Here is a 24,777-nt window from a genome sequence, read left to right on the forward strand (position 1 = left end):
GGGCACATGCGCAGATACCTCTTCGGCACGGGTCTCATCACGGCGATCTCGGGCGGCGCGACGCTGCTGCGCAGTCTGCGCAACCACGAGCCCTTCACGTGGCGCACGGCCCTCGCTTGGGCGAGCTGGGCGATCTCGCTGGCCCTGGCGATCGGCGCCGTGCGCGACACGCGTCGGGCCCGCCGCGGTCACACCGTGCCGGGAGACTCCCCGGTGTCGGGCAAGGAGAAGAAGCTCGTCCGCAGCCGCGTCCGCCGCCGCTGACGGCCGAAGGCGCCCTTCCCCCGCGGCGCATCACGTGTGCGCGCCGCCGACGGCGAGGACGCCGCCCAGACCGATCATCATGGCGCCGCCGGTTGCCGACAGCGCCGACACGCGACGCGGTGACCGCGCGAACCAGGCACGTGCGGTGCCCACGGCGAGCGCCCACACGCTGTCGCTGAGCAGCGCGAGCGCCTCGAAGACCATCCCGAGCACGAGCAGCTGCAGCCACACCGGGCCGGCGTCGGTGGCGACGAACTGCGGGAGCACGGCGACGAAGAAGGCGATGGTCTTGGGGTTCGTGAGGCCCACGAGGAATCCCTGACCGAGCAGCCGCCACGTCGAGCCCGGGGCGACGTCTCCGACGGATGCGGCGGCGTGGCGATGGCGGATCGCCTGCACGCCCAGCCACACCAGGTACAGCGCTCCGGCGATCTTGACGATGGTGAGGGCCACGATCGACGACGCCACGATCGCGCCCACGCCGAGGGCGACCGCGACGACGGCCGGGATCGTGCCGAGGGCATTGCCGACGACGCTCAGCACCCCCGCCCGGCGGCCGAGCGCGATCGAGCGGCCGATGACGAAGAGGACGCTCGGGCCCGGGATCACGATGATCACGAGCGACGTCGCGAGGAACGCGGCGAGCAGTTCGGGCGAGGGCACGACCGCATCATGCCGCATCCGGGCGCTCAGCGCCTCCCGGACGGAGCGCCGCACACCCATACCTTAGCTATATATCGCTGGTATGCTTTTCTCCATGACCCGTGAAGACGACCTCCTGCGGCTCGTGGTCGCGGCGCACGCGCTCACCCGCGTGGCCGCGAACGAGACGCGGAACGAAGCGCCCTCCGCGCAGTGGCGCACGCTGCGCATCCTCCGCGAGCACGGCCCGCAGCGCCTGGGCGAGCTCGCCACGATCAGCCGTGTGAGCCAGCCGGGCATGACCCGCCTCATCGGGCAGATGGTGAGCGCGGGGCTCGTCTCGCGCGACGCCGACCCGAGCGACGCCCGCGTGCAGATCGTCGGGATCACCGACGCCGGCATCGATGCGCTGGACGTATGGCTCGACCAGCTGCGCGGTGCGCTCGCCCCGCACTTCACCGACCTCGACGACGCCGGGTGGGCGGCCATCGCGACCGCCGCCGACGCCCTCGACGCGGCGACCCGCATTCCGGAGGTCGTGCGATGAGCGGCGCACCCACCGCGAGCGTCTGGCGTCAGCCCGCCCAGGTGTGGGCCGTGGCGTTCGCGTGCGTCGTGGCGTTCATGGGCATCGGTCTGGTCGATCCGATCCTCCCCGCGATCGCCGAGTCGCTGCAGGCCTCCCCCACCGAGACCGAGCTGCTCTTCACGAGCTACCTGCTCGTCACCGGCGCCGCGATGCTCGTGACGAGCTGGGTGTCCAGCCGCATCGGCGCCAAGGCCACGCTCATGGCGGGCCTCGCACTCGTGCTCGTGTTCTCCCTGCTGTGCGCCCTCAGCGGCTCGGTCGACGCCGTCATCGGCTTCCGCGCCGGATGGGGGCTCGGCAATGCGCTGTTCATCTCCACCGCGCTCGCGACGATCGTCGGCGCAGCCTCCGGCGGCAGCGCCGCGGCGATCATGCTGTACGAAGCCGCCCTGGGCCTCGGCATCGCGATCGGCCCGCTGCTCGGCGGCATCCTCGGCGAGGTCAGCTGGCGGGGGCCGTTCTTCGGCGTCGTCGCTCTCATGGCCATCGCATTCATCGGCGTCGCGGTGCTGCTGCGCGGCCCGCGCGAGGCCCGCGCGCGCTTCGCGTTCTCCGCGCCCTTCCGCGCGCTCGGCCGGCCGGCCCTGGCCGTGCTCGCCGTCGCCGCGCTGTTCTACAACATCGGCTTCTTCGTGCTGCTGGCGTTCTCCCCCTTCCCGCTCGGCTTCGGCGCCCTCGGCATCGGATTCACGTTCTTCGGCTGGGGCATCGCCCTGGCGATCACGAGCGTGTGGGGCGCGCCGCTGCTCCTGCGGCGCGTGAACCGCACGACCGCGATGCTCATCGTCCTGCCCGTGCTCGCCGTGGACCTCGTGGTGGCCGGTTTCGTCGCGGGCTCCCCCGCCGCGCTCGTCGTGTGCATCATCGTCGGCGGCCTGCTCCTCGGCCTCATGAACACGATCCTCACCGAGTCGGTCATGGAGGCCACCGACCTCCCGCGCTCGGTCGCGAGCTCAGCGTACTCCGCGGTCCGCTTCCTCGGCGGTGCCGCCGCGCCGCCGCTGGCGGCCCTGCTGTGGCACGCCTTCGACGTCACGGTGCCCTACGTCGTGGCCGCCGCATCCGTGCTGATCGCCGCCGCCGTGATCGCACTCGGCCGCCGCGCCCTGGGCCGCATCGACGGCCGCGACGCGGATGCAGCGGAAGAGGGCGCCGCGGTCCTCGTGGGCGACGCGGCCTGACTTCAGCGCGCTCGCCAGCGCTCGGCCAGGTGGGCGCGACGCTCCGCCGGCATCTGCGTCCAACGGATGCCGGCGAGCGCGCCTTCCAGGGCGAGATACGTGTGGGCGCAATCGCGTCGGCCTGCCGCCTCCAGCCGCCGCGCCGCATCCAGCGCACCCAGGCGGCGAAGGCCCTCCAGGTCGCCGATCCCCACACCCCTGAGGTCGGCGGCGAGGGCAGGTCCGATGTTCTCGGCATCCTCCAGGGCGGTCACGGTTCCTCCTCGGTCCGCGCGAGCGCCGGCGCTCGCGTGTCATCCGTCAGGCCGATCACGTTGCCCCACGCGTCGGCGTACTCCACCGCCCAGCCCGTGCGCACGGGGAACGGCGGCGCGAGGCTCGCGAGCGGGAGGCTCTCGGCGGCGCGTCGGAGCAGCTTGTCGAAGCCGAGAATCCTCATCACGATGCCCATTCCTCGAGTCCGAACAGGACGACGGCGTCGTCGAACGCATCCGCCAGGCGACGAAGACGCTCTGGCTCATGACGCTGAGCCCGCAGTGTTCCGGGTCCGGCATGGGGCGCCTGCGAGAGGACGGCCAGACCCTCCGCTCGCAACGCGATCGTCCTGCGACGCCGATCGGAGGTGTCCACGCTCACATCGACAAGTCCGCGCTCCTCCAGTCGCGCCAGCGACTGCCCCAAGGTGGCCGGATGCATGTCGAGCCGGCTTCGCAGCTGCGCGAGCGGCCACGCGTCGCGCTCGCCGATGATGCGCAGGAGCGCCAGCTGCTCACCCGTCAGCCCGAGCTGAGATCGGATGTGCGCCCCCAGCGCCTGGGTGGCCCGCTGCAGTCGATACCACGCTCGGATGGCGTCGACGGCTTCGGGCTGGGGTTCGTTCACGAATTTATTATGTGTCACATAATATTCCCGATGCACGCACGCTGACGAACGTCAGAGCCTGAATCTATGCTCGGGTCCCGGCCGGAGAGAGGAAGCGGTCTCCGTGCGCGTGATCCACGTGGCGACGCATTCGTGGCTCGTGCTGAGCGGTGCGATGCAGCCCCGGTTCCTCATCGTCTACGGTCCGGCGGTGCACCGCCCCACCGGCGAGACGCTCATGCGGTACCGCATCGACCGGCACGCGCTCGAGCGCGCGCACCGCCGTCCGCTCGCGTGGCTGGAGACGTACGCGGAGGCCGAGGACTGGTGCCACCGTCAGCTCGAGACTCCCGAGATGACGGCGCCGCTGCGTGCGGACTACGGCTCCACGGTCACGCCCGAGGAGCAGCGACGACGGTGGGAGGCGGGGCTGGACCCCCGCACGGGTCTCCCGAGACGTGAGTCGCCCGGCCGTCCGGGGTGACCTGATCCGACCATGCGAAACGCCCCGCGGATCATGTCCGGCCGGGGCGTTTCGGTGCTGGTGCACCCCCTGGGACTCGAACCCAGAACCCACTGATTAAGAGTCAGTTGCTCTGCCGATTGAGCTAGAGGTGCAGGCTTTCGGCTGGTCGGGACAGACCCGGCGAACCGAGGGTCCACGTTACCATCCTTGACGTCGCCGCCGCGAATCGGGCCGCGACGTCCCGGTATCCTGGACCCGTGCCCCCCGCAGACCCGTCGCGCGCCGCGTCCGAGAGCCGCTACGCCGACGATCTCGCGCTGGCACTGCGACTGGCAGATGCCGCGGACGCCGTCTCCATGGCGCGTTTCGATGCCGCCGACCTCGACGTCTCGGCCAAGCCCGACGCGTCCTTCGTCACCGAGGCCGACCTCGCCACCGAGCGCGCGATCCGCGCGATCCTGGACGCGGAGCGACCCGACGACGCCGTGCTCGGCGAGGAGTACGGATCATCCGGAGGCAGTGCTCGCCGTTGGGTGATCGATCCGATCGACGGCACCCACAACTATCTGCGCGGCATCCCGGTGTGGGCGACGCTCATCGCGCTCACCGTCGACGGCGCACCGGTCGTCGGGGTCGTGAGCCAGCCCGCGCTCGGGCGCCGATGGTGGGCGGCCGAGGGCGCCGGCGCGTGGACCGACTCCCCCGCGGGCCGCCGCCGCATCCGCGTGTCCGACGTGGCAGAGCTCGACCGGGCGAGCGTGAGCTTCCAGAGCATCGAGCAGTGGGAGGGCGCCGGCCACCTGCCCGCACTCCTGGAACTGTCACGACGCGTGTGGCGCGACCGGGGCTACGGCGACGCACTGCCGTACATGTGGCTCGCGGAAGGCCGCCTCGAACTCGTCGCCGAGTTCGACGTCAAGGAGTACGACATCGCGGCCATCGCGCCGATCGTGACGGAGGCTGGTGGGCGGTTCAGCGCCTACGACGGCAGCGCGAGCCTCACGGCGGGCTCATCGCTCGCGACCAACGGTCTGTTGCATGATGCCTTCCTCTCCCTGCTGCAGGAAGCCGACGCCCAGGAGGCCGCGCGATGAACCGCCGACACTCGACGCTGATCGCCGCGGCGGCCCTCGCGCCGGCGCTCGCGCTGACCCTCGCCGCGTGCGGTGCGGAGAACAAGCCGGATACGGTTCCGACGACACTCGCCCCGCCGACCGCGGTCGCGACGTCGCCGGCGCCCTCCCCCACGCGCACGACGGCGACGCCCGACGCCGACCCCGCGTGCGAGACGATCCTCCCCGAAGACACGGTCGCCGACTTCGAGCAGGTGGGCTGGACCGCGCAGGCAGACGTCTTCCGCATCGGTGGCACCGAGGTGCCCGGCGGCATCCAGTGCACGTGGGGCGACTACACGGTGGCGACCGACCATGTCCAGGTCTTCGGCTGGGCGCCGATCGACGATTCCGACGCCGAGGCCGCCGAGCAGCAGCTCGTCTCGGAGGGATGGCGCCGCGAAGAGGGTAACGGCGGGGTCTATGTCACCGAGAGCGCCGAGTCGGCGATCGCGACCGACGAGGACGGCTACGGCTTCACCTACTTCTTCGGCGACGGATTCGTGAAGGTCTCCGACACCAAGCAGGGTCTCATCCTCATCGAGTGGCCGCCGAAGTGAGCGACCTGTTCGGCGACTCGGTCGCGTACCGGGACTGGGAGCCGACCAAGGAGACCCTGCACCGCTTCGTCCAGGTGGTCGGGAAGCTCCGCCTCGCGCTGAGCGCACGGCGCAATCACTGGTGGAACGTCCCCTTCCACCTGACGGCGTCGGGGATCACGACGCGACCGATGGGCACGCATCCGACCTTCACCGTCGACTTCGATTACATCGACCACCGGCTGCACGTCGGCACGACCGGCGGTGCGCGTTCGTCCTTCTCCCTCGTCGGGCGCTCCGTCGCCGACTTCCACGCCGCACTCGTCCAGTCGCTGAGCGACGTGGGCGTCGATCCCGCACCGATCCTGGATGCGACGCCTTTCGACCTGCCGGATCGCGCGCGGCGCTTCGCCGACGATCACGAGCACGCCGCGTACGATCCCGCAGCGGCGACGACGGCCTTCCGGATGCTCAGCGACGCGAATCTCGTGCTCGAGGAGTTCTGCGGGCGCTTCTCGGGCAAGACCAGCCCGGTGCATCATTTCTGGCACACGTTCGATATCGCCGCGACACGGTTCTCCGACGTCGCGGTCGATCACACGCCCGCGGTCGACGGCGTCACGCGCGAGGCCTATTCGCGCGAGGTGATCAGCTTCGGGTTCTGGTTCGGCGACCAAAGCGTGCCCGAGCCCGCGTTCTACTCGTACACGTCGCCGGAGCCGGACCGGCTGGCGCAAGCGCCGCTTCCCGTGGGCGCGGCGTGGCTCGAGCGTGGATCGTCGCACCTCGCGGTGTACCCGCTCGCGGTGGCGCAGGCATCCGGCGACCCGCGCGTCGCGGTCCTCGACTTCTTCGAAGCGGCGTACCGCGCGGGCGCCGAGCGGGCAGGGTGGGACATCGACCGCTATGCGTGCGTGGACGGCGCCACCGATCCGCTGCGCGCGCCGACGGCCGGCGCGAAGTGACGGAATCTGCCGCGGCGCTGACGCGGGTTGCGGGAGTCGTCGTCCGCGACGCGACCTGGCGCGAGCGACGCGGACTCCCCCGCAGCGACCGGCACGCGGCGCTCGCGGTGAGCGTGCCGTCGGCAGGTCTGTTCATCCTGCCGGCCGCTACGCTGCGCCGCACGACGGCGGCGCCCGTGCGGATCGCCACCGACCCGAGCGGGACGGCGGCGCTGTGGCTCGTGGGCTACGAGGCGTACATCGTCACCGACCCCGCGATCGACGGCGTCGCACTGCTCGAGATGCGTGAGGTCATCGACCGCGACCGCCGCAGCAGGGCGTGACGCCGCTGCGTCGGCCCCTGGTCAGTCCGGCAGGGTGACCTGGCTGAGCACGAAGGTCGCACCCTGCGGGTCTGCGATCGTCGCCTCGCGGGTGTACTGCGACGAGGTGGTATCGCGCACCGCACCGCCGAGCTTCTCGGCGTCGGCGACGGATGCGTCGAGATCTGTCACGACGAAGCGCACACCCCAGCGGGCGGGTGTGGTGCCGTCTTCGGCCAGCGCGGCCACGACGTCGGCGAAGCCCTCGGGCGCCTTGCCGCGCTGTCTCTCGAAGATCTCGGGGTCGGCCGTGGCGGCGAGACGATCGCCGTAGCCGGGCAGCCGGATCATCCCGGCGCCCACGTCGGGGTCGACGACCCAGGCGAACACCTCCCCGTAGAAGCGCAGGGCGGCCTCGCCGTTGTGGGTGTGCAGATCGGTGAACGCCCACGCGTTGGGCTGGTTGACGATCTGCGCACCGAGTCGGCGCTTTGCCTGCCACAGCCGGAAGACCGCTCCCTGCGGATCGCGGACGGTCGCGAGGCGTCCGCCGGGACCGGCGTCTTCGGGACCTTCGACCACCTCGGCGCCCGCTTCGGCCACGATCCTCGCGCTCGCGTCGACGTCGTCGCACGCGATGTAGCTCATCCACGACGCGGTGGAGTCGGCGGCCGGCGCGATCGCGGCTGCATCCTGACCATCCAGCGTGGCGATGACGTACGAACCGGGCGCACCCGGCGGCATCGCGTCGTGGAACTGCCAGCCGAACAGTCCGCCGTAAAAGGACTGCGAGGCTTCGCTGTCGGGCGTGGCGAGGTCGACCCAGCACGGGACGCCCTCGGGGTAACGACGCGGTTCTGACATGTCGGTGAAGCTAGCGCCGCCCACCGACACGGAGAAGTCCCTTCACGTCGGCTCGGTGGTGCGCACGCGATCGGCTGAGGGATCCCATACGCTCGGGTGGCATGTGGCGGGACTTCGACATGCCCCTCGAGCGAGCGCACGAATACGCCGGCCAGTCGCAGGTGAGCATCGATGCGCTGCCATCCACCTTGAATTCATTCAGTCGTTCTGAGGCCGTCGAGATTGCCGAGGACTGGCTGGCGTTCTTTCGGACCGCGACCTCGATCACAGACCTGCAGATATCGAGTCGGGCAACCGACGAGACGCTCGCCGCGCTCTCGCTGCAGACTCAGTTGACGTCGCTACAGCTGCGATTCGGGCCATACACCGACCTGGCCCCGCTCGCACGTCTCGATCGGCTCGAGGAGCTCGTCCTTCAAGGTGCTACCGGAATTAGCGACCTCGGGCCGCTGCGACAGCTTCCGAGGCTTCGCCGACTCTGGATCGAGGATGCGCGCAGACTGAATGACTTTTCGCCTCTTGCCGGGCTGGATCTCGAAGAGCTGACGGTCACCTGCAGCATCAACGGGGCTCGGTGGGACGTCAAATCACTCGCATTCATCGTCGAACTCCCTCGCCTGCGCAAGTTTTTCTGGGTTCCACGCCTGGCAGATCTCGACTACTCCCCCGCACTGTCGTTGACGGATGCTGATTCTGTCTACATCGCGCCGGTCCGTAACATGCAACCTTCGGCCGTCGATCTGGAGTGGGCGCTACCCGGCATACGCGCTCGCCTGCATGAACGTGGAGTACATCGCATCCCGGTCGTCTCGAGTGACGGCCATGTCGCCATCCTCACAAACGACGTGACGGGCCGGACAGTCTGGGACGCGCCGACCGAAGACGAGGAGCGGGCCGCGCGAGAGCCTCGGCCCATCGGTCGGGCTCCGATCACAGGCATCGTCAGCGGGACGACGTATCGAACCGTCAGCACATCGGCCCGGATGCGCACCGAGCGCCTGCGGTGTCGTCTCGAAACGCCGCCGGGGCAGGCGCGATTCGGCATCCCTGATCGAGAGCAGACCATCGGGGAGTATCGCTTCACGGGTCCTGCTTCGGGCCCGCTGTTGGTGTGGGATGCGCCCGTCAACGACGGAGCCGACAGCGCCTCGCGAGAGGACTTCGCGGGCAATCTAGAGACCCGCCCGTTTCCACCGCCCGATCCCGACTGGTTCGCCGACAGCGCGTCGACGCCGCCGTTGCCGCCCGCCGAGATGTGGTCGATGCTGTCGGATATCGTCGCGTCGCTCGACCTCGACGACTTCTCGGCTGCGGTAGCTCGCCTGACCGCGTGCAGCCCGGACGCAGTTCTCGCGTGGGTCCACACCTTCGACGACCACGCAGCGCGCCTGAGACCGTCGATCGATGCGATCATCGCTGGGTTCGGCCTCCCACCCGAGGAGTCGTTCTCGTTGATCGGAGCGGTGATGGCTCAGGGTGAGACGGCATGGCAAGCCGTCGTCGACGATCGGGAGGCGTTTGCATTCGAGTGGCGCACCGCGACGGGAGACGCCTTGCTGGACGTCGGCGCCTCCGCGGTTCAGACACACTTTCCCGCGGCGCGCCGACTGGTCAGTCCACTCACGCCGTGGGCCGACGATCTCCGGCGCATCATCCCGGCGTGGGCGGAGGAAGAGATCGAGAGCAATCGGTGGTTTCTGCCCGTGCGCGCCCACGTTGAGGCCGAAGGGGTGATCCGCGAGCGGGTCGTGCTCGTCGACATGGAGGTCTACGACGCCGCGGACGCCGCGGTCCAGGCGATGCACTCCTTCGGCGGCACTGTCATCGCTGGTCCGGAGCTGTCTGCGGGTGTCGTGCCCGGGCTGGACAGACTGCACCTCGTGTACACAGTCAGAAAGTGGCGGGGGACGACGCGCGCTTAGGTCGGCTCGGTCGTCCGCACGAGCCCGCACGTGACGCACGACCACGCCACGAGGAAGCGCTCGTCGTCGAGGATCTCGAATCGCAGCGGATCGCCGCACGTCGGGCAGCTCCGCGGGTCGAACGCCGGCGTGCTCACCCGGAGAGCATAGGTCCTCCTCGTCCGCGGATGTCATCGTTCAGTCCCCCGGGGGTGTGATCGTCGGCGATCCCGCGTAGTTTGACGCGCAAGAAGAGGAGGTGCCATGGCGACGTTGAACATCGACGGGTTTGCCTCGTGAAGAGGGCTTCAGCGTCATGCGCGATCTCGCCGCGAGGGATTCCGTGCCGGACACGGTGTTCCCGGTCGACTCCTCGAAGCCGATCGCCTTCGCGATCCGTCATCAGCAGCTCGCCGACGTCGTCGTTACGAAGGTGCGGGCGGGCAACTACGCCGCCGTCCGCGGCGAGGGACTGGTTCGTCACTCGGAGCCCCGTGTCATCCTCCAGGTGCCGAAGCATCCGGTCGCGACGGAGCAACGTGGTCATCAGGTGCGCAGCGGAACAGGATCGGTCGGCTCGACGAGACGGAGTCCGAAGCCGTCGCCGGACCGACGGCGGAGTTCGCCCGCCTGCTGTTGGCCGCCGCATCCGGAGACGACGCCGCGACACGACGGCCGCTCGATGAGACGCTCGGCACGCGCATCATGCACGGCACGATACGGGCGCCGCACGGACGACGAAGGGCCCGGAGGCTGCGTGCGCACGCAGCATCCGGGCCCTTCGTCTATGACAGCGGCTCGTGGAGATGGGGGGAATCGAACCCCCGTCCATCGCTGGGATATCGCGGCTTCTCCGGGCGCAGTCTGCGAGTGCGTTCTGCTCGGCCCCGACCTTTGTCACAGACACCTAAGTCGACGGGCCCAGCCTGGGAAGAGTCCCGCGTGACGTCCAGGCGCCGTCACACAGCAAGATCCCTAGATGGCGCCAGGGTCCGTGTCGGGATCGACCACGGTCTGACGGACTATCGGGCTCGCTTAGGCAGCGAGGGCGAAGTCAGTGCGCTTGGATTCGGCACTTATTGGTTTACAGGGAGCGTTTACGAGATAACCCTGCATCCTCGGCCCGCTTCACGCGAATTCGCAGGCGATGTCGAAACCGATCATCCCCGTGGTCCTCCGTGGAGGCGGCCGCTGTCACGCTGTGGAGTTGTGTGTCCGGATGCTGCTGCATCCGAGCATCACAGACTACAACGGATGCGGCGTCCCTGCCATTCCGCGTCGGCCCACGTATCTGTGGCCTCCGTACGATGAGGGGGTGACCTCCCCCGCACCGCGCCGCCCGTCCGTTCAGATCACGCTCGAGGTGGTGGCGAAGACGTGGGTCACGCCGGGCCTCGTGCGCGTCACGCTCGGCGGCGACGGCTTCGACGACTTCCCCGACCGGCCCGAGACCGACAAGTACGTCAAGCTCTACTTCCCGCCGGCCGGCAGCGACCTGCGTCCGCCGTACGATCTCGCCGAGCTCCGCGCGACGCTGCCGATCGAGCAGCTCCCCTCGATGCGCACGTACACCGTCCGGCACGTGGATGCTGCGGCGCGGACGCTCGACATCGAGTTCGTCGTGCATGGTGACGAGGGCATCGCCGGTCCGTGGGCTGCTCGCGCCGTGGCCGGTGACACCCTCACGATGTCGTCGCCCGGGGGCGGCTACTCCCCCGCCTCCGACGTCGACGCGATCGTGCTGATCGGCGACGAGTCCGCGTTCCCGGCGATCGCCTCGGCACTGGAGGCGGCACCCGCCGACACACACATCGTCGCCGTCCTCGAGGCACGCTCGAGCGAGCACCGCATCGCCGTCCCCGCCACGGGCATGCACACCGTGTGGGTGGACGAGGATCACGCTGCCCCTGGCGCTCGCCTGGTCGACGCCGTGCGCGACCTCGAGTGGCCGCAGGGTCGTGTGCAGGTCTTCGCGCACGGTGAGCGCGAAGCGATGAAGGCGCTCCGCCCGCTCCTCCTCGAGCGCGGCGTCACTCGCGCCGACCTCTCGCTGTCGGCGTACTGGGCGGCCGGACGCACGGAAGACACGTTCCAGGCCGAGAAGCGCACGCCGATCGGGCAGATCTTCCCCGACTGACCCCAGCCGACCGACGCGCAACATTCCGGATGCGTCGCGCCCGCCGCATCCGTAGCCCTCGGATGCGGCGCCTGCGCGCCGGATCTCCGGAATGTTGTTCGCCACACGCCGTAGGCTCGGCGGCATGAGCGAGGTCATCGTCACGGTCCGCGGCGAGCAGGAGCGGCGGGTGCCGCCCGAGCTCGGCGTCGTGCGGCTCACCGTCCGCGCCGACGGTCCCGAGCGCGGGCCGGTGATCGAGCGCGTCACCGCGGCGGCGGAGCCGCTGCGCGACGACCTGATCGCGCACCGCCGGTCGGGCGAGGTCGTGGAGTGGTCGAGCGGCCGCATCTCGGCGTGGTCGGAGCGACCGTGGAACAGCGAGGGCCGTCAGCTGCCGCCCGTGCACCACGCGACGGTCGACGTGTCGGCCACGTTCGGCGACTTCGACGCCCTGTCGTGGTGGGTGGGCGAGATCGCCGACACCGACGAGGTGCAGGTCGCCGACATCCGGTGGGAGCTCTCCCCCGAGACCCGCGCCCGCGTCGAGCAGGAGGTCGCCGCCGAGGCGGTGAGCGTCGCGGTCGCCCGTGCGCACGCCTACGCCGAGGCGCTCGGGCTCGAGGCGGTGTCGCCGCTGGAGATCGCCGACGCCGGGCTGCTGCTGGCCAAGGCGGATGCCGCGCCCAGGATGATGCGCGCGATGGCGATGGACGCCGCATCCGGCGCCGTCGCCCTGCAGCCGGCCGACATCTCGGTCAGCGCCGCGGTCGAAGCCCGCTTCCTCGCCCGCTGAGCCTCACTCGCCGAGGCGGTTGCGGGTGCGCATGGCGCGCTCGGCCTCGCGCTTGTCTTCTCGCTCGCGGATCGTCTGCCGCTTCTCGTACTCGCGCATACCCTTCGCCACGGCGAGCTCGACCTTGGCGCGGCCGTCGGAGAAGTACAGCCGCAGCGGGATGAGCGTGTACCCGCCCGCCGAGACGGCGTGCGAGAGCTTCACGATCTCGTCCTTGTGCAGGAGGAGCTTGCGGGTGCGCTTGGCGGCGTGATTGGTCCAGTGCCCCTGCGAGTACTCCGGGATGTTAACGGCGTCGAGGAACACCTCGCCGCCCTGGATGTACGCGTAGCCGTCGCTGAGGTTGGCACGGCCCTGCCGGAGCGACTTGACCTCGGTGCCGGTGAGCACCATGCCCGCCTCGTACGTCTTCTCGATGGCGTAGTCGTGACGCGCGCGACGGTTGGTCGCGACGACCTTCTCGCCCTTCTCACGGGGCATGTCCCACCTCCTTCACCGTTCCTGGCCGCGCGCGGGCGCACGCAGCCCTTCAGTCTAACGGAGGCGACGGCGCGGCGAGTCGGTCAGGTGCGCAGCCAGCGACGGATCGCGAAGCCGGCCGACAGCGCCGACAGCACGACGCCGACGATGACGACGACGGGGATCACGAGCGCGACGTCGCCCTGCCCGACCCACGACGTGATGAAGGTCACGCGATTGCGCAGGTAGTCCTCGACGCCGAAGTTGACCATCGCCCAGATCGCGCCGCTCGCGAGCGCCGAGCCGATGAGCGCCGCGAGCACGCCCTCGAGCACGAACGGCGTCTGGATGAACCGGTTGGACGCCCCCACGAGCCTCATGATGCCGATCTCCCGTCTTCGCGCGAACGCCGACAGGCGGATGGTCGTGGCGATGAGCAGCACGGCCGCGATGAGCATGAGGGCGGCGATGCCGACGGCGATGTAGGTCGCGACGGTGAGGGCGTTGAAGAGCGGCTCGAGGTACTGGAGCTGATCCTTCACCTGTTCGACGCCGTCCATGTTGTTGAACGCCTCGGCGATGACGTTCGACTGGCTCTGATCGACGAGGTTGATCGAGAACGTCGCGTTGATCTGGTCGGGCGTGAGCAGGTCGGCGTACTCCTCGCCGAGCTGCTCGGTGGCCGCCTCGTACGCCTGCTGGTTGTCGAGGAACGTGAAATCGCGGATGAGCGGCGCGAGCGCCGGCCCCTCGAGCTTCTCGCGCACGGCCGTGATCTGGTCCTCGGAGGCGACGCCGGTCGTGCAGGACGCGGCATCCGACACGCTCGTGCACATGTAGACCGAGACCTGCGCGCGGTCCGACCAGAACTGCTGCATCTTGCCGATCTGCATCTGCATGAGGATCGCGGCGCCCACGAACGTGAGCGAGACGAACGTCACGAGAACCACGGAGATGACCATCGAGGCGTTGCGCCGCAGGCCCGTGAACGCCTCGGAGAGGATGAGTCCGATCCTCATGACGTAGGCCCCACTTCGTCGTCGCGGTCGCCGAGACCGAGCCGATCGGCGAGTCCCAGCTCGTCGAGGTCGACGGGCGGCAGGTCGACGGCGACCGGTCGCGTGTGCGTCGAGGGCTCGGCGGATGCAGCGGCGGCAGTGGATGCGGCGGCGCCGGCGTGCACGGGTGCGTCGGCGTGCGCGGCGGCATCGGCGGGCGCCGGTCTGCTCGACGCGGAGGCGGGCTCGGGCAGGCGCTGCCCCGCGTGCTCGGTGCGGGGCGCCGCATCCGGGACAGCGTCCGGCGCGACGACGTCGGGGCCGAGTGCCTCCGCCACGGCGGGAGCGAGCTCGTCTGCCACCTCGTCGAGCGCGGGGGCGGCGCCGGGCGCGACCTGGGCGACCTCGCGCTGCACTTCGAGGACGGCGGTGAGGGCGGCGACCGCGGCCGCACCCTTCTCCACCTCGGGCTTGAGGCGCGGGAGCGCGGACGTGTCGCCGTAGCCGCCGTGGCGCTCGTCGCGCACCATCCGACCGTTCTGCAGCTCGATCACGCGGCGCTGCATCTGGTCGACGAACGCCGCCTCGTGCGTGGCCATGACGACCGTCGTGCCGCCGGCGTTGATGCGCGCGAGCAGCTGCATGATGTCGATCGAGGTGGCGGGGTCGAGGTTTCCCGTGGGCTCGTCGGCGAGGAGCACCTGGGGGCGGTTGACGAGGGCGCGGGCGATCGCGACGCGCTGCTGCTCACCGCCGGAGAGCTCGTGCGGCAGGCGCTTCTCCTTGCCGCTCAGGCCGACGAGCGCGAGCACCTCGGGCACGGCCTGCATGATGAACCCGCGCGACGAACCCGTCACCTGGAGCGTGAACGCGACGTTCTGGAAGACGGTCTTGGTCGGCAGCAGCCGGAAGTCCTGGAAGACCGTGCCGACGTGCCGACGGAAGTAGGGAACCTTGCGGTTCGAGAGCGTGCGGAGGTCGCGGCCGAGCACGACCACGCGACCCTTCGAGGGCGTCTCCTCCCGCATGATGAGACGGAGGCACGACGACTTCCCCGAACCGGAAGCTCCGACGAGGAAGACGAACTCGCCGCGCTGCACCTCGAAGTCCACATCGTCCAGAGCGGGTTTGGAGGTGCCGCGATACCGTTTGCTGACGTTCTCGAACCGGATCATGGCTCGACGAGCCTAAGCGCGGGGCTTACTGCATCCGCCAGGACGCGCCGCGCACGCCGATCCTGTGAGCTTGACCCCCGGCCGTTGCCCGCGGTGCACTTCGTCTCGCTGCGCTCGCTCAGCGTCCGGTGTGGGTCCGCTTCGTCTCGCTGCGCTCGCTCAGCGTCCGGCGGCGCGCCTCGGACCCTGAGCGAGGGAGCGGAGCGACCGAGACGAAGGGCATCCGACGGACGGATCGATGTCGGAGGTTGGTGCTTGAGTATGCCTATGGAAAGCTCCGCGAGTCTCGGTCGTCGTGACGACGATGACGCGGTTCTCGCGCGCCTGATCGAGAGCATCGTGGACGACGACGCGGTGATCGCGGAGCGTGAGGCCAGCAAGATCGTGAGCATGGCCGCGGCGCTTCGAATCGCGAAGAAGCGCGCCGCCACCCAGGCGATCACGTCGCAGATGCGCGAACTGGAAGAACGCTCCCTCGCCGCGGAGATCGGACTGGCCATCCGGGTGAACGATCGGGCGGTGCAGAACCGGATGCACGACGCGCTCGAACTGTGCGACCACTACCCCACCACCCTCGACGCCCTCGCCGACGGGGGGATCTCCGCACGGCACGCGACGATCATCGTAGAAGTCGGGCGGGCGCTGCAGGACCCGAACGCCCGGGCGGTGTACGAGGCGACGGTGCTCGAGCGGGCGCTGCGGGACACGGCGCCGCGGACGAGGGCGTTCGCCGAACAGGTCGTCGAAGAACTCCACCCCCGCTCCATCACCGAACGCCACCGCGACGCCGTGAAAACCCGGAAGGTGTGGAAGCAGCGCCTCGGCGACGGAATGTCCGAACTCGGCATCATCGGCCCCGACGTCCTCGTCGGGGGCATCTGGGACCGGCTCACGCAACAGGGCAATAGCTCGAAGCAGGCCCAGGTCACTGAACCCGCGGACGAGGCGGACGCCGACCCGGACGCGATCTACGACGAACGGAACCTGGACCAGCTCCGCGCGGACATCGCCATCGACCTGCTCCTGACCGGAGGACCCACCATCGACCCCACCACCGGCGCGATCACCGGACCCGCCGGCGGGCTCGCCGCGATCCACGCGCGCGCGTCGATCGTCATCCCCGCCCTCACCGCCGCCGGGCTCGCCGACCGCGGCGCGACGCTGGACGGCGCGATCCCCGTGGATGCGGACACGGCACGGTGCCTGCTCGCCGGCGCGCCGTCGTGGGAGCGGATCTTCACCCACCCCATCCACGGACACGTGCTCGCCACCGACACCTACCGGCGACCCGTGAACCTCGACCGCTACCTCGCCGCGAGAGACGTGCACTGCCGGTTCCCCGGCTGCCGCAGGCCCGCGAGAGTGTGCGACCGCGACCACAACTTCGACTGGGCCCTCGGCGGCACCACCGACGCCTGCAACCTCGCCTGCCTCTGCAAACGACACCACACCCTCAAAACCGAGAAACCCTGGAAACCCGTCCAACAGCGCGACGGCAGCATCCACTGGACCAGCCCCCTCGGACGCAGCAGCACCGACCCACCCGAGCGATACGTCATCTTCCGCGAAGACCCCGACCCCCCACCCGGCGCCCCACCGTTCTAGGGGTTACTCGTCGTCTTTGCGCTTGCGCCAGCGGATGCCCGCGGAGATGAAGCCGTCGAGGTCGCCGTCGAAGACGGTCGCGGGGTTGCCGACCTCGTAGCCGGTGCGCAGGTCTTTCACGAGCTGCTGCCCGTACAGGAAGTAGGAGCGCATCTGGTCGCCCCAGCTCGCGGTGATCGTGCCCGCGAGCTCCTTCTTCTTCGCCGCTTCCTCCTCGCGCTGCAGCAGCATGAGCCGGGTCTGCAGCACGCGCATCGCGGCGGCGCGGTTCTGGATCTGCGACTTCTCGTTCTGCATCGACACGACGATGCCGGTCGGCAGGTGCGTGATGCGCACGGCGGAGTCCGTCGTGTTGACCGACTGACCGCCCGGGCCCGACGAGCGGAACACGTCGACGCGGATGTCGCCCTCGGGAACCTCGACCTCCTGGGCCTCCTCCATCACGGGGATGACCTCGACGGCGGCGAAGCTGGTCTGCCGCTTGTCCGCGCCGCCGAAGGGGCTGATGCGGGCCAGGCGGTGCGTGCCGGCCTCGACCGAGAGCGTGCCATAGGCGTAGGGCGCGTCGACTTCGAACGTCGCCGACTTGATCCCCGCGCCCTCCGCGTAGGAGGTGTCCATCACCTTCACGGGGTACTTGTGACGCTCCGCCCAGCGCAGGTACATGCGCATGAGCATCTCGGCGAAGTCGGTGGCGTCGTCGCCGCCGGCACCTGAGCGGATCGTGACGACCGCCGAACGCGAGTCGTACTCGCCGTCGAGGAGCGTCTGCACCTCGAGCTGCCCGACGACGTCCTCGAGCTCGGCGATCTCCTTGCGCGCCTCGTCGGCCGACTCCTCGTCGTCCATCTCCTTGGCGAGCTCCACGAGCACTTCGACGTCGTCGAGCCGCTGCTCGACGTCGGTGACGCGCTTGAGCTCGGCCTGACGGTGGCTCAGCGCACTCGTGACCTTCTGCGCCTTGTCGACGTCGTCCCACAGGTCGGGTGCGCCGGCCTCCTCGCTCAGCCGGTCGATCTCGGCGCGCAGCGCGTCGACGTCGACGACCGCCTTGATGTCGGCGAAGGTGGAGCGCAGGGCCTGGATGTCGGCGGACGGATCGAAATCGAGCATGACAGTTCAGCCTACCGTCGTCGGCGCCGCTCCTCCTCGCCGGATGACTACGCTCGAAGGGATGACGGATTCTCCGCGGGGCGTGCTGGTGCGGTTCGCACCGATGATCTACGGCCCGACCCTCCTGTTCGCGCTCGGCGAGGGCGCCGTCATCCCGCTCATCCCCATCATCGCGTCGCAGCTCGGCGCCGATGTAGCCGTCGCCGCCCTCGTCGCCGCCGCCCTCGTCGTGGGCCAGCTGTGCGGCAACATCCCCGCCGGCTGGGCCGTCGCCCGCTTCGGCGAGCGGGTCACGATGGGGGTCGCCGGCGTCATCGCCCTCGTCGGTACCGCCGCCCTCGCGATCGCCCCGAGCCTGCCGCTGTTCGCGGCGTGCGTGTTCGTCATCGGGCTCTGCGCTGCCGCGTTCGGGCTCGCGCGCCACTCCTTCATGACCACACGCGTGCCGCTGGCTTTCCGTGCGCGAGCGCTGTCGCTCCTCGGCGGCACCTTCCGCCTCGGCATGTTCGTCGGGCCGTTCATCTCCGCCGCGCTCCTGGCGATCTTCGGTGACGAGCACGCGTCGATCTGGTTCTTCGGCGTCACCCTCGTCGGCGTCGTCCTGCTGATCGTGTTCGGCCGCGACCCCGAGCAGGCGCTCGCAGCCGAGGAACGTGCGGCGCGGCGCGGCACGGCCGACTCCCGCGAGGCCGACGACTCGGGCGAACCCGTCACCGGATCCATTCCCACGACCGAGCGCGCCGGCGTCTTCCGCACGATGTGGCGCTTCCGCGGCGTGCTCGCGCGCCTGGGCCTCGCCGCCGCATCCCTGTCGGCCCTGCGCTCCGCGCGTCAGGCGGTGCTGCCCCTGTGGGGCGTCACGATCGGTCTCGACGCGTCGACGATCGCGCTCGTGGTCGGCGTCTCCGGGGCGATCGACTTCGCCCTCTTCTACGCGAGCGGCCAGGTCATGGACCGCTTCGGCCGCCTGTGGGCCGCCCTGCCCGCCATGCTCCTCATGGGCGCGGGCTTCATCGCGCTGGCGATCAGCGCCGGATCCGCCCAGCCCGCGATGTGGTTCGCGATGTTCGGCGCCGTCCTCGGCGTCGGCAACGGACTGTCCAGCGGCATCCTCCTCACCCTCGGCGCCGACGTCGCCCCGCCCGCCGACCCCGCGCCGTTCCTCGGGTCGTGGCGCACGCTCACGGATGCCGGCGGCGCCGTCGCTCCGCTCATCGTCTCCGTCGTCGCCGCCGTCGCGTCGCTGCCGATCGCCGTCGCCGTCATCGGCGTGATCGGCCTCGTCGGTGCGGGCGGCTTCGCCCGTTGGGTGCCGCGCTTCGTCCCCCGCCAGCGCTGAATCGCCGCCCACGCCGTCAGCGCAGCGCGTTCCGGCTCGTCGCCGTCGCTTCGAGCGGCAGCCCGTCGGGCACGAAGAGCGTGATCACGGGCGGATGCCACGCCCCCGCGACCGTCACGCGCGCCGAGACGCCGTCCGGGGTCGACGCCGACACGAGCGTCGCCTCCCCCATCGTCGCGACGATCTCCTCGGCCTGCGCGCGCAGGTCGGCGTCGCTCAGATCCGTGCGGACGCCGTCGTCCGACACCGTGAGCGTGAAGCCGTCCGCCGCTGCGAGCGCCGCCGCATCCGCCACAGCATCCAGCCGCTTCTGCGCGAGGTACAGGCTCGTCGCATTCGCGCACACCAGCACGAGCACGATCGCGAGCACCGCGTAGCCGATCGTGAGGATCAGCACGCTGCCCTGGTCGTCGCCCCGCAGCTTCATCCGTCTCTCCAGAACCGCGACACCTTCTGCACCGCCGACGCCTCGACCGGCACGACGGCGAGGCGGTCGAGTCCGAGCACGGGCGGCACGAGCGGCAGCGACACGGCCGTCCGCACCGTGACCGTGAGCGTCGCGCCCGCGGCCGGGCAGCTCGCCGCGGTCTCCGCGCACGCGATCGACAACTCGACGCGCGACCGATCGAGCCCGTACTCCTCGACGACCGTGTCGAGCACCGCGTCCGCCCGCGCGTCGGCGTCAGCAGTGCCGGATGCGGCGGCCACGGTGCGCGCGATGTGCCGAGCGCCCGCCTCCACCCCGAGCGCCTGCCCCTGAATCTGACCGAGCGCGACGACGAGGTAGACGACGGGCACGAGGAGGATTAGCCCGGCGAAGATGAACTCGATCGCCGCCGACCCCGCGTCGTCGGCGAGACGCCACCGGTCAGTCGAGCGATTCCGCCGGCGCATCGGCCGACACCTCCATCACGCGGGGAGCTCCGAGCAGGCCCACCAGCGGCAGAGTCGTCCGCACCGTGACACGCACGCCGGGCGCGCCGGCCTCCGACGTTGCGGCGACCGAGACGTCGGACGCGTAGTCGGCACCCACCGTCCGCGTCACGATGTCGCGCGTGCGCTCTTCGCCGTCCTCGAGCGACGTGTCGGCGAGGGCGGCGTGGAACGCCCCCTCCACGGCGGCGTCGTGCACGACGTTTCTCACGTAGACGGCGAGCCCGAGCTGGATCACCCCGAGCGTCAACAGCGTGAGCACCCCGCCGACGAGCACGAACTCGACGGGGCTCGAGCCCCGCTCATCCGTGAGCGCAGCGGCGACGCGTCGCATGCTCAGAACCCGGACACCCGCGCGATCGCCTGCTCGAACAGCTGGGCCAGCGCGGGCCCCGCGAGCGCCCAGATGACGACGACCAAGCCGGCCGTCATGAGGGTGATGAGCACCCACCCCGGCACGTCGCCGCGCTCGTCGGCGAGGACATCGCCCCAGCGCGTGCGCAGCCGCTGCATCCGTTCGGTCCACATGTGCGTGCCTCCTTTCCTTTCGGCGTCAGCCGATTCCGAGTCGAAGCAGGAAGATGCCGGGGAAGACCGCGTAGAGCACGCTGAGCGGCAGGATCAGGAACACCAGCGGCAGCAGCATCAGGATCTCCTTGCGCCCGGCCTGCTCGATGAGCCCGCGCTTGGCGTCCTCGCGCGCATCGCCGGCCTGCGCGTGCAGCACCGCCGCAAGCGGCGCCCCGCGCTCGAGCGCCGCGACGAGATGGTCGAGCGCCCGCGTGAGCGGGACGACATCGAGGCGCCGCCCGAGGTCGGTGAGCGCCTCGGCGAGCGGCTGGCCGGTGCCCGTAGCGATGACGGCGGCGCGGATCTCGGCGGTCAGCTCGCCCGATCCGATCGCCCCGACGCGCCGCAGTGAGTCGAGGATCCCCTCGCCGGCCGACATGCACAGCGCGACGAAGTCGAGCACGGTCGGCAGCTCCTCCTCGATGCGCCGAGTGCGGGCGCGGGCGGCATGCGTGAGCCGCGCATCCAAGACGAGCGCGCCCGCCGCGGCGAAGACCGGCGCCACGACCACCGTTGCGGGCGAGAAGGCGCCGAGAACAACGGATGCGACGACCACGAGCGCGCCGCACGCGAGGCCCGCGAGCGCCCACAGCAGCTGGCGCGCACGGAAGGTCGGGGCATCCATGTCCCATCCGGCTTGCGAAAGCCGGCGCGTCAGGGCATCGGAGGCGCCGAAGAGCCGCGCGACGCGGGCGATCGTCGCGTGCGCCGCCTCGCGGAGCGTCGGCAGCGGCGACGCCACCGGACCGAGGCCCTGCGGGTCGGCGATGTCGCGCACGTACGGCGCGATCCGGCGCACGAGCGGCGGCGCGCTCACGCGCGGCGCGAGCGACGCGAGGAGGCACACGCCGATGCCGAGCGCGGTCCCGAGCAGCACCGCGACGGCCGACTGAGTCAGCAGCGATGCGCTCACCCGAACCACCGCCGCGGCTCGGGCAGGCGGCCGATGCGCACCATGAGACGGAACGCGACGACCGAGACCGCGGCACCGAAGACGATGAGCGCCATGCCCTCGGGGCTCGTGTACGCCGCTGCGCCCTCGGGACGCAACGACAGCAGCACGAGGATCACCCACGGCGCGACGACGCCGAGCACGGCGGCGCCGCGGATCCACGACTGCCGCGCCTCGACCTCGCCGCGCAGCGTCGCGTCGGCCCGCACCGACGCCGCCAGCGCCCGCAGCACCGTCGTGAGCTCCGTGCCGCCCACCTGACGCGCCATCCGCAGCGTCTCGATGATGCGGTCGGCGACGGGATCCGCGAGAGCGGCCTTCACGCGTTCGATGCTCGAGTCGAAGTGCCCCGACGCCTCGACGTCGCGCGCGAACGCCGCAAACGGCGGCCGAAGCGCCGCAGGCGCCGACACCGCGAGACTCGCGACCGCGTCGGGCAGCGACATGCCGGCGCGCACCGACGCGATGAGGAGGTCGCACACGTCCGGCCACAGCGCGCGCCGCGACCGCAGCAGCCGGCTCCGGCGCGCGCGCAGCCACCCGAACGGCGCGAGCGCTCCGGCCGCCGCGGCCACGAGCGCGAAGGCGGCGACCCCGGTCACGAGCCACGCGATGGAGGCGGCGACGACGCCGCATCCGGCCGCGATGATGACGATCACCCGCGGATGCACCGTGCCGAACCCGGCCGATTCGAGCAGGCGCACGAGCGGCCCGGTGCGCACGGTCGCGGCCGCGCGTCCGGCGCCGGCGGGCCACGCCCACGGCGCGACGGCGAGGAGGATCCCCGCCGCGAGCAGCGCGCCGAGAACGAGTGTCATCGTCCGCTCCGGAACAGCAGCCGCACCTCGGGGGCATCACCGAGCACCCGGCCGGTGGGCTGCACGATCTCGGTGACGCGCCGGTGGCCGGACGCGTCGCGTTCGCAGTGCACGACGAGGTCGACCGAGCGCGCGACGGCCGCCGTGACGAAGGCCGGGTCGATGTTGCGACCGGCCAGCAGCGGCAGCGACGACAGCTTCACGAGCGCCTCGGGCGCGGAGTTGGCGTGGATGGTCGCCGCGCACGGCACACCCGTGTTGAGCGCGAGCACGAGGTCGAGCGCCTCGGCGTCGCGCACCTCGCCCACGACGAGACGGTCGGGCCGCATGCGGAGCGCCTCCTTCACCAGTCGGCGCAGCGTCACCTCGCCCGTCCCCTCGAGGCTCGGCTGGCGGCCCTGCATCGCGACGACGTCGGCCGCGTCGACGGCGAGCTCGAACGTCTCCTCGACGGTGACGATCCGCTGCGTCTCGGCGGCGGCCGTCACGAGGGCGCCCAGCAGCGTCGTCTTCCCCGCGTGGGTCGCACCCGACACGAGGACGCTCCGGCCCTCGCGCATCGCCGTCGCGAGCATCGTGCCCGCCTCGGGCGCGAGGGAGCCGGCCCGCACGAGCGCGTCGAGGGTGCGGTGCGTCGGCAGGAACTTGCGGATGTTCACCGCCCAGTGCCGCCGCGTGATGTCGGGGATCACGACGTGCAGCCGCGAACCGTCCGGCAGCGACGCGTCGACGAAGGGCTGGCTGACGTCCACGCGGCGACCGGAGGTGTGCAGCATCCGCTCGACGAGGTCGCGTACCGCGGCGTCGGTGAGCGTGAGCGGGACGCGCTCCGTGACGCCGCCTCGGGCGACGAACACGCGGTCGGGACCGTTCAGCCAGATCTCTTCGACGGTCGGGTCGTCGAGATACGGCTGCAGCGGCCCGAAGCCCGACAGCTGCGCGAGCACGTCGCGCACCCACGCCGCCTCGTCGTCGACCGGCGCGAGCCCGCGCGCGAGCGCGAAGTCGTTGTGACGGCGCACCTCGCTGTGCACGATGCGCGCCGCCGCATCCGGGTCCCGCGTCGGATCGGTCTGCTCGGCCCGCAGCCGCTCGCGCACGCGCTCGGTCACCGCGGCGGAGGCGGCGACGAGCGGCGAACGGGCGGGATTCACGCGGGAATCCTCGCAAAAGGCCTCATCGCGCCGCGGAAGTTCTCCACAGCGCGCGATCCGCAGGAGGACGACGGATGCGGCGGCTCAGAACGGCAGCAGCGGGTCGACCGCGATCGCCACGAACAGCAGCGTGAGGTACGTGATCGACGCGTGGAACACGCGCATGGGCCGCGGCTCGGTGCCGCGCACGGCGCGGTTGTACAGGCGGTGCGACTCGTAGATGAACCAGCCGCCGAACACGAGCGCGGACACGATGTAGACGACGCCCATACCCGCGACCGGGATGAGCAGCAGCGAGCACGCGACGGTCGCCCACGCGTAGAGGATGACCTGCAGGCCCACCTGCGAGCCGCTGCGGGTGGCGCCGAGCATCGGCACGTCGACCTCGTCGTACTGCGCGGCGTACTTCATCGACAGCGGCCAGTAGTGCGGCGGCGTCCACAGGAACACCAGCGCGAAGAGGATGAACGCCGACCAGCTGAGCGAGCCCGTGACGGCCGACCAGCCGATGAGCACCGGGAAGCATCCGGCGATGCCGCCCCACACGATGTTCTGCTCGGTGCGGCGCTTGAGGATCATCGTGTAGATGACGACGTAGAAGAAGATCGCCGCCGCCGACAGCGCCGCGGCCACCCAGTTGGTCGTCAGCCACAGCCACACCGTCGAGACGACCGCGAGCGTCCACGCGAACACGAGCGCGCCGCGCGGCGAGACCTCGCCGGTCACGAGCGGGCGGTTCTCGGTGCGCTGCATGTGCGCGTCGATGTCGCGGTCGAGGTACATGTTGAACGCGGCGGCGGAGCCGGCGCTCATCGAGCCGCCCACGACGGTCGCGAGCACGAGCCACAGGTTCGGCAGGCCGTTCTGGGCGAGGATCATGACCGGAACCGTGGTCACCAGCAGCAGCTCGAGCACGCGCGGCTTGGTGAGGGCGACGTACGCGCGCACCGTGCGGCCGAGGGAGGAACCCGTCGAAGGCGCAGAGGCGGCCGACGTCGTCGAGATGTCCATCGTCCCCCGCTGTCGTGCCCGTTCCGGTCCGTCCCAGTCTAGGCCATCGCCC

The 24,777-nt window shown here is 70.8% G+C and carries 31 protein-coding genes, 1 tRNA gene and 1 other RNA gene; 13 read left to right on the forward strand and 20 right to left on the reverse strand.

Annotation, left to right across the window (positions count from 1 at the left end; translation table 11 throughout):
* The first annotated feature begins 6 nt into the window (after positions 1-6).
* Positions 7-264, forward strand: a complete 258-nt coding sequence (locus EI169_RS09990) for a hypothetical protein (RefSeq protein WP_125132190.1) — start codon at positions 7-9, stop codon at positions 262-264.
* A gap of 30 nt (positions 265-294) precedes the next feature.
* On the opposite strand, the gene EI169_RS09995 is transcribed toward EI169_RS09990, so the two are convergent.
* A complete protein-coding gene (locus tag EI169_RS09995) occupies positions 295-945 on the reverse strand; it encodes a LysE family translocator (RefSeq protein WP_125133419.1) in 651 nt (216 codons plus the stop codon).
* A 76-nt stretch (positions 946-1,021) separates the two neighbouring features.
* On the opposite strand from EI169_RS09995, the gene EI169_RS10000 reads away from it, so the two are divergent.
* Together EI169_RS10000 and EI169_RS10005 are read left to right on the forward strand one after the other, a co-directional pair.
* Positions 1,022-1,453, forward strand: a complete 432-nt coding sequence (locus EI169_RS10000; RefSeq protein ID WP_125132191.1) for a MarR family transcriptional regulator — start codon at positions 1,022-1,024, stop codon at positions 1,451-1,453.
* Positions 1,450-2,676: an MFS transporter gene (locus EI169_RS10005; protein WP_125132192.1), complete on the forward strand. Its 1,227-nt coding sequence runs from the start codon at positions 1,450-1,452 to the stop codon at positions 2,674-2,676. The genes EI169_RS10000 and EI169_RS10005 overlap by 4 nt, the downstream gene beginning before the upstream one ends.
* Positions 2,677-2,678: 2 nt before the next feature.
* Here EI169_RS10005 and EI169_RS10010 read toward each other — a convergent pair whose 3' ends face one another.
* Genes EI169_RS10010 through EI169_RS10020 form a run of 3 tightly spaced genes read right to left on the reverse strand, consistent with a single transcriptional unit; the run spans position 2,679 to position 3,558 of the window.
* A complete protein-coding gene (locus EI169_RS10010; RefSeq protein ID WP_125132193.1) occupies positions 2,679-2,930 on the reverse strand; it encodes a TfoX/Sxy family DNA transformation protein in 252 nt (83 codons plus the stop codon).
* Positions 2,927-3,118: a hypothetical protein gene (locus tag EI169_RS10015; RefSeq protein ID WP_125132194.1), complete on the reverse strand. Its 192-nt coding sequence runs from the start codon at positions 3,116-3,118 to the stop codon at positions 2,927-2,929. Before EI169_RS10015 ends, EI169_RS10010 begins: the two co-directional genes overlap by 4 nt.
* Positions 3,115-3,558, reverse strand: a complete 444-nt coding sequence (locus EI169_RS10020; protein WP_164515481.1) for a MarR family transcriptional regulator — start codon at positions 3,556-3,558, stop codon at positions 3,115-3,117. The genes EI169_RS10015 and EI169_RS10020 overlap by 4 nt, the downstream gene beginning before the upstream one ends.
* A gap of 103 nt (positions 3,559-3,661) precedes the next feature.
* On the opposite strand from EI169_RS10020, the gene EI169_RS10025 reads away from it, so the two are divergent.
* The gene (locus EI169_RS10025; RefSeq protein WP_125132196.1) at positions 3,662-4,021 is read left to right on the forward strand and encodes a hypothetical protein; all 360 of its coding nucleotides are present in this window, start codon (positions 3,662-3,664) and stop codon (positions 4,019-4,021) included.
* 58 nt (positions 4,022-4,079) lie between these two features.
* Here the strand turns inward: EI169_RS10025 and EI169_RS10030 are convergent.
* Positions 4,080-4,155 (reverse strand) — tRNA-Lys (locus EI169_RS10030).
* A 105-nt stretch (positions 4,156-4,260) separates the two neighbouring features.
* Between EI169_RS10030 and EI169_RS10035 the strand changes: the two genes are divergently transcribed.
* Genes EI169_RS10035 through EI169_RS10050 form a run of 4 tightly spaced genes read left to right on the forward strand, consistent with a single transcriptional unit; the run spans position 4,261 to position 6,942 of the window.
* The gene (locus EI169_RS10035) at positions 4,261-5,097 is read left to right on the forward strand and encodes an inositol monophosphatase family protein (RefSeq protein WP_240640397.1); all 837 of its coding nucleotides are present in this window, start codon (positions 4,261-4,263) and stop codon (positions 5,095-5,097) included.
* Entirely contained in the window at positions 5,094-5,675 is a 582-nt protein-coding gene (locus EI169_RS10040) for a hypothetical protein (RefSeq protein ID WP_125132197.1), read from the forward strand. The genes EI169_RS10035 and EI169_RS10040 overlap by 4 nt, the downstream gene beginning before the upstream one ends.
* Entirely contained in the window at positions 5,660-6,619 is a 960-nt protein-coding gene (locus EI169_RS10045; protein WP_240640398.1) for a DUF5996 family protein, read from the forward strand. The genes EI169_RS10040 and EI169_RS10045 overlap by 16 nt, the downstream gene beginning before the upstream one ends.
* Positions 6,616-6,942: a hypothetical protein gene (locus tag EI169_RS10050; protein WP_125132198.1), complete on the forward strand. Its 327-nt coding sequence runs from the start codon at positions 6,616-6,618 to the stop codon at positions 6,940-6,942. Before EI169_RS10045 ends, EI169_RS10050 begins: the two co-directional genes overlap by 4 nt.
* Positions 6,943-6,963: 21 nt before the next feature.
* On the opposite strand, the gene EI169_RS10055 is transcribed toward EI169_RS10050, so the two are convergent.
* A complete protein-coding gene (locus tag EI169_RS10055; RefSeq protein ID WP_125132199.1) occupies positions 6,964-7,785 on the reverse strand; it encodes a VOC family protein in 822 nt (273 codons plus the stop codon).
* Positions 7,786-7,886: 101 nt separating this feature from the next.
* Here EI169_RS10055 and EI169_RS10060 point away from each other — a divergent pair, with 101 nt between their 5' ends.
* Entirely contained in the window at positions 7,887-9,707 is a 1,821-nt protein-coding gene (locus tag EI169_RS10060) for a hypothetical protein (protein WP_125132200.1), read from the forward strand.
* Here the strand turns inward: EI169_RS10060 and EI169_RS16595 are convergent.
* Positions 9,704-9,844: a hypothetical protein gene (locus tag EI169_RS16595; RefSeq protein ID WP_164515482.1), complete on the reverse strand. Its 141-nt coding sequence runs from the start codon at positions 9,842-9,844 to the stop codon at positions 9,704-9,706. The genes EI169_RS10060 and EI169_RS16595 overlap by 4 nt on opposite strands.
* A 640-nt stretch (positions 9,845-10,484) precedes the next feature.
* Positions 10,485-10,854, reverse strand: a transfer-messenger RNA (tmRNA) gene (gene ssrA / locus EI169_RS10065).
* A gap of 147 nt (positions 10,855-11,001) precedes the next feature.
* Between ssrA and EI169_RS10070 the strand changes: the two genes are divergently transcribed.
* Together EI169_RS10070 and EI169_RS10075 are read left to right on the forward strand one after the other, a co-directional pair.
* Positions 11,002-11,823 carry a siderophore-interacting protein gene (locus EI169_RS10070; RefSeq protein WP_240640399.1) on the forward strand — a complete coding sequence of 274 codons (822 nt, stop codon included), beginning with the start codon at positions 11,002-11,004 and terminating at the stop codon, positions 11,821-11,823.
* 124 nt (positions 11,824-11,947) lie between these two features.
* Positions 11,948-12,598 (forward strand): SIMPL domain-containing protein, encoded by a 651-nt coding sequence (locus EI169_RS10075; protein ID WP_125132202.1) that lies wholly within the window; start codon positions 11,948-11,950, stop codon positions 12,596-12,598.
* 3 nt (positions 12,599-12,601) lie between these two features.
* Here the strand turns inward: EI169_RS10075 and smpB are convergent, their stop codons facing one another.
* The 3 genes from smpB to ftsE all read right to left on the reverse strand — a co-directional run bounded on the left by smpB (position 12,602) and on the right by ftsE (position 15,230).
* Positions 12,602-13,078: an SsrA-binding protein SmpB gene (smpB, locus tag EI169_RS10080; protein ID WP_125132203.1), complete on the reverse strand. Its 477-nt coding sequence runs from the start codon at positions 13,076-13,078 to the stop codon at positions 12,602-12,604.
* Between the two features lie 83 nt (positions 13,079-13,161).
* Positions 13,162-14,076: a permease-like cell division protein FtsX gene (gene ftsX / locus EI169_RS10085; protein ID WP_125132204.1), complete on the reverse strand. Its 915-nt coding sequence runs from the start codon at positions 14,074-14,076 to the stop codon at positions 13,162-13,164.
* Positions 14,073-15,230 (reverse strand): cell division ATP-binding protein FtsE, encoded by a 1,158-nt coding sequence (ftsE, locus tag EI169_RS10090; RefSeq protein ID WP_125132205.1) that lies wholly within the window; start codon positions 15,228-15,230, stop codon positions 14,073-14,075. The genes ftsX and ftsE overlap by 4 nt, the downstream gene beginning before the upstream one ends.
* A 267-nt stretch (positions 15,231-15,497) precedes the next feature.
* Here ftsE and EI169_RS10095 point away from each other — a divergent pair, with 267 nt between their 5' ends.
* Positions 15,498-16,835, forward strand: coding sequence for an HNH endonuclease signature motif containing protein (locus tag EI169_RS10095; RefSeq protein WP_164515483.1), 1,338 nt, complete (start codon positions 15,498-15,500; stop codon positions 16,833-16,835).
* Between the two features lie 3 nt (positions 16,836-16,838).
* On the opposite strand, the gene prfB is transcribed toward EI169_RS10095, so the two are convergent.
* Complete coding sequence (gene prfB, locus EI169_RS10100) at positions 16,839-17,948, reverse strand: peptide chain release factor 2 (protein WP_125132207.1); 1,110 nt, start codon at positions 17,946-17,948, stop codon at positions 16,839-16,841.
* A gap of 61 nt (positions 17,949-18,009) precedes the next feature.
* Here prfB and EI169_RS10105 point away from each other — a divergent pair, with 61 nt between their 5' ends.
* Positions 18,010-19,287 carry an MFS transporter gene (locus EI169_RS10105; RefSeq protein WP_125132208.1) on the forward strand — a complete coding sequence of 426 codons (1,278 nt, stop codon included), beginning with the start codon at positions 18,010-18,012 and terminating at the stop codon, positions 19,285-19,287.
* Between the two features lie 16 nt (positions 19,288-19,303).
* Here the strand turns inward: EI169_RS10105 and EI169_RS10110 are convergent, their stop codons facing one another.
* The 8 genes from EI169_RS10110 to EI169_RS10145 all read right to left on the reverse strand — a co-directional run bounded on the left by EI169_RS10110 (position 19,304) and on the right by EI169_RS10145 (position 24,725).
* Entirely contained in the window at positions 19,304-19,714 is a 411-nt protein-coding gene (locus EI169_RS10110; protein WP_125132209.1) for a pilus assembly protein TadG-related protein, read from the reverse strand.
* Positions 19,711-20,181, reverse strand: coding sequence for a TadE family protein (locus EI169_RS10115; RefSeq protein WP_125132210.1), 471 nt, complete (start codon positions 20,179-20,181; stop codon positions 19,711-19,713). The genes EI169_RS10110 and EI169_RS10115 overlap by 4 nt, the downstream gene beginning before the upstream one ends.
* Entirely contained in the window at positions 20,156-20,554 is a 399-nt protein-coding gene (locus EI169_RS10120; RefSeq protein WP_125132211.1) for a TadE family protein, read from the reverse strand. Before EI169_RS10120 ends, EI169_RS10115 begins: the two co-directional genes overlap by 26 nt.
* Before the next feature lie 2 nt (positions 20,555-20,556).
* Positions 20,557-20,748: a hypothetical protein gene (locus EI169_RS10125; RefSeq protein ID WP_125132212.1), complete on the reverse strand. Its 192-nt coding sequence runs from the start codon at positions 20,746-20,748 to the stop codon at positions 20,557-20,559.
* 25 nt (positions 20,749-20,773) lie between these two features.
* Positions 20,774-21,703, reverse strand: a complete 930-nt coding sequence (locus tag EI169_RS10130) for a type II secretion system F family protein (RefSeq protein WP_125132213.1) — start codon at positions 21,701-21,703, stop codon at positions 20,774-20,776.
* The gene (locus EI169_RS10135; protein ID WP_125132214.1) at positions 21,700-22,560 is read right to left on the reverse strand and encodes a type II secretion system F family protein; all 861 of its coding nucleotides are present in this window, start codon (positions 22,558-22,560) and stop codon (positions 21,700-21,702) included. The genes EI169_RS10130 and EI169_RS10135 overlap by 4 nt, the downstream gene beginning before the upstream one ends.
* Positions 22,557-23,714, reverse strand: a complete 1,158-nt coding sequence (locus EI169_RS10140; RefSeq protein WP_240640400.1) for an ATPase, T2SS/T4P/T4SS family — start codon at positions 23,712-23,714, stop codon at positions 22,557-22,559. Before EI169_RS10140 ends, EI169_RS10135 begins: the two co-directional genes overlap by 4 nt.
* 84 nt (positions 23,715-23,798) lie before the next feature.
* Positions 23,799-24,725, reverse strand: coding sequence for a heme o synthase (locus tag EI169_RS10145; RefSeq protein ID WP_125132215.1), 927 nt, complete (start codon positions 24,723-24,725; stop codon positions 23,799-23,801).
* Between the last annotated feature and the right edge of the window lie 52 nt (positions 24,726-24,777).

Source organism: Microbacterium sp. 10M-3C3, assembly GCF_003931875.1.
Classification (GTDB): domain Bacteria; phylum Actinomycetota; class Actinomycetes; order Actinomycetales; family Microbacteriaceae; genus Microbacterium.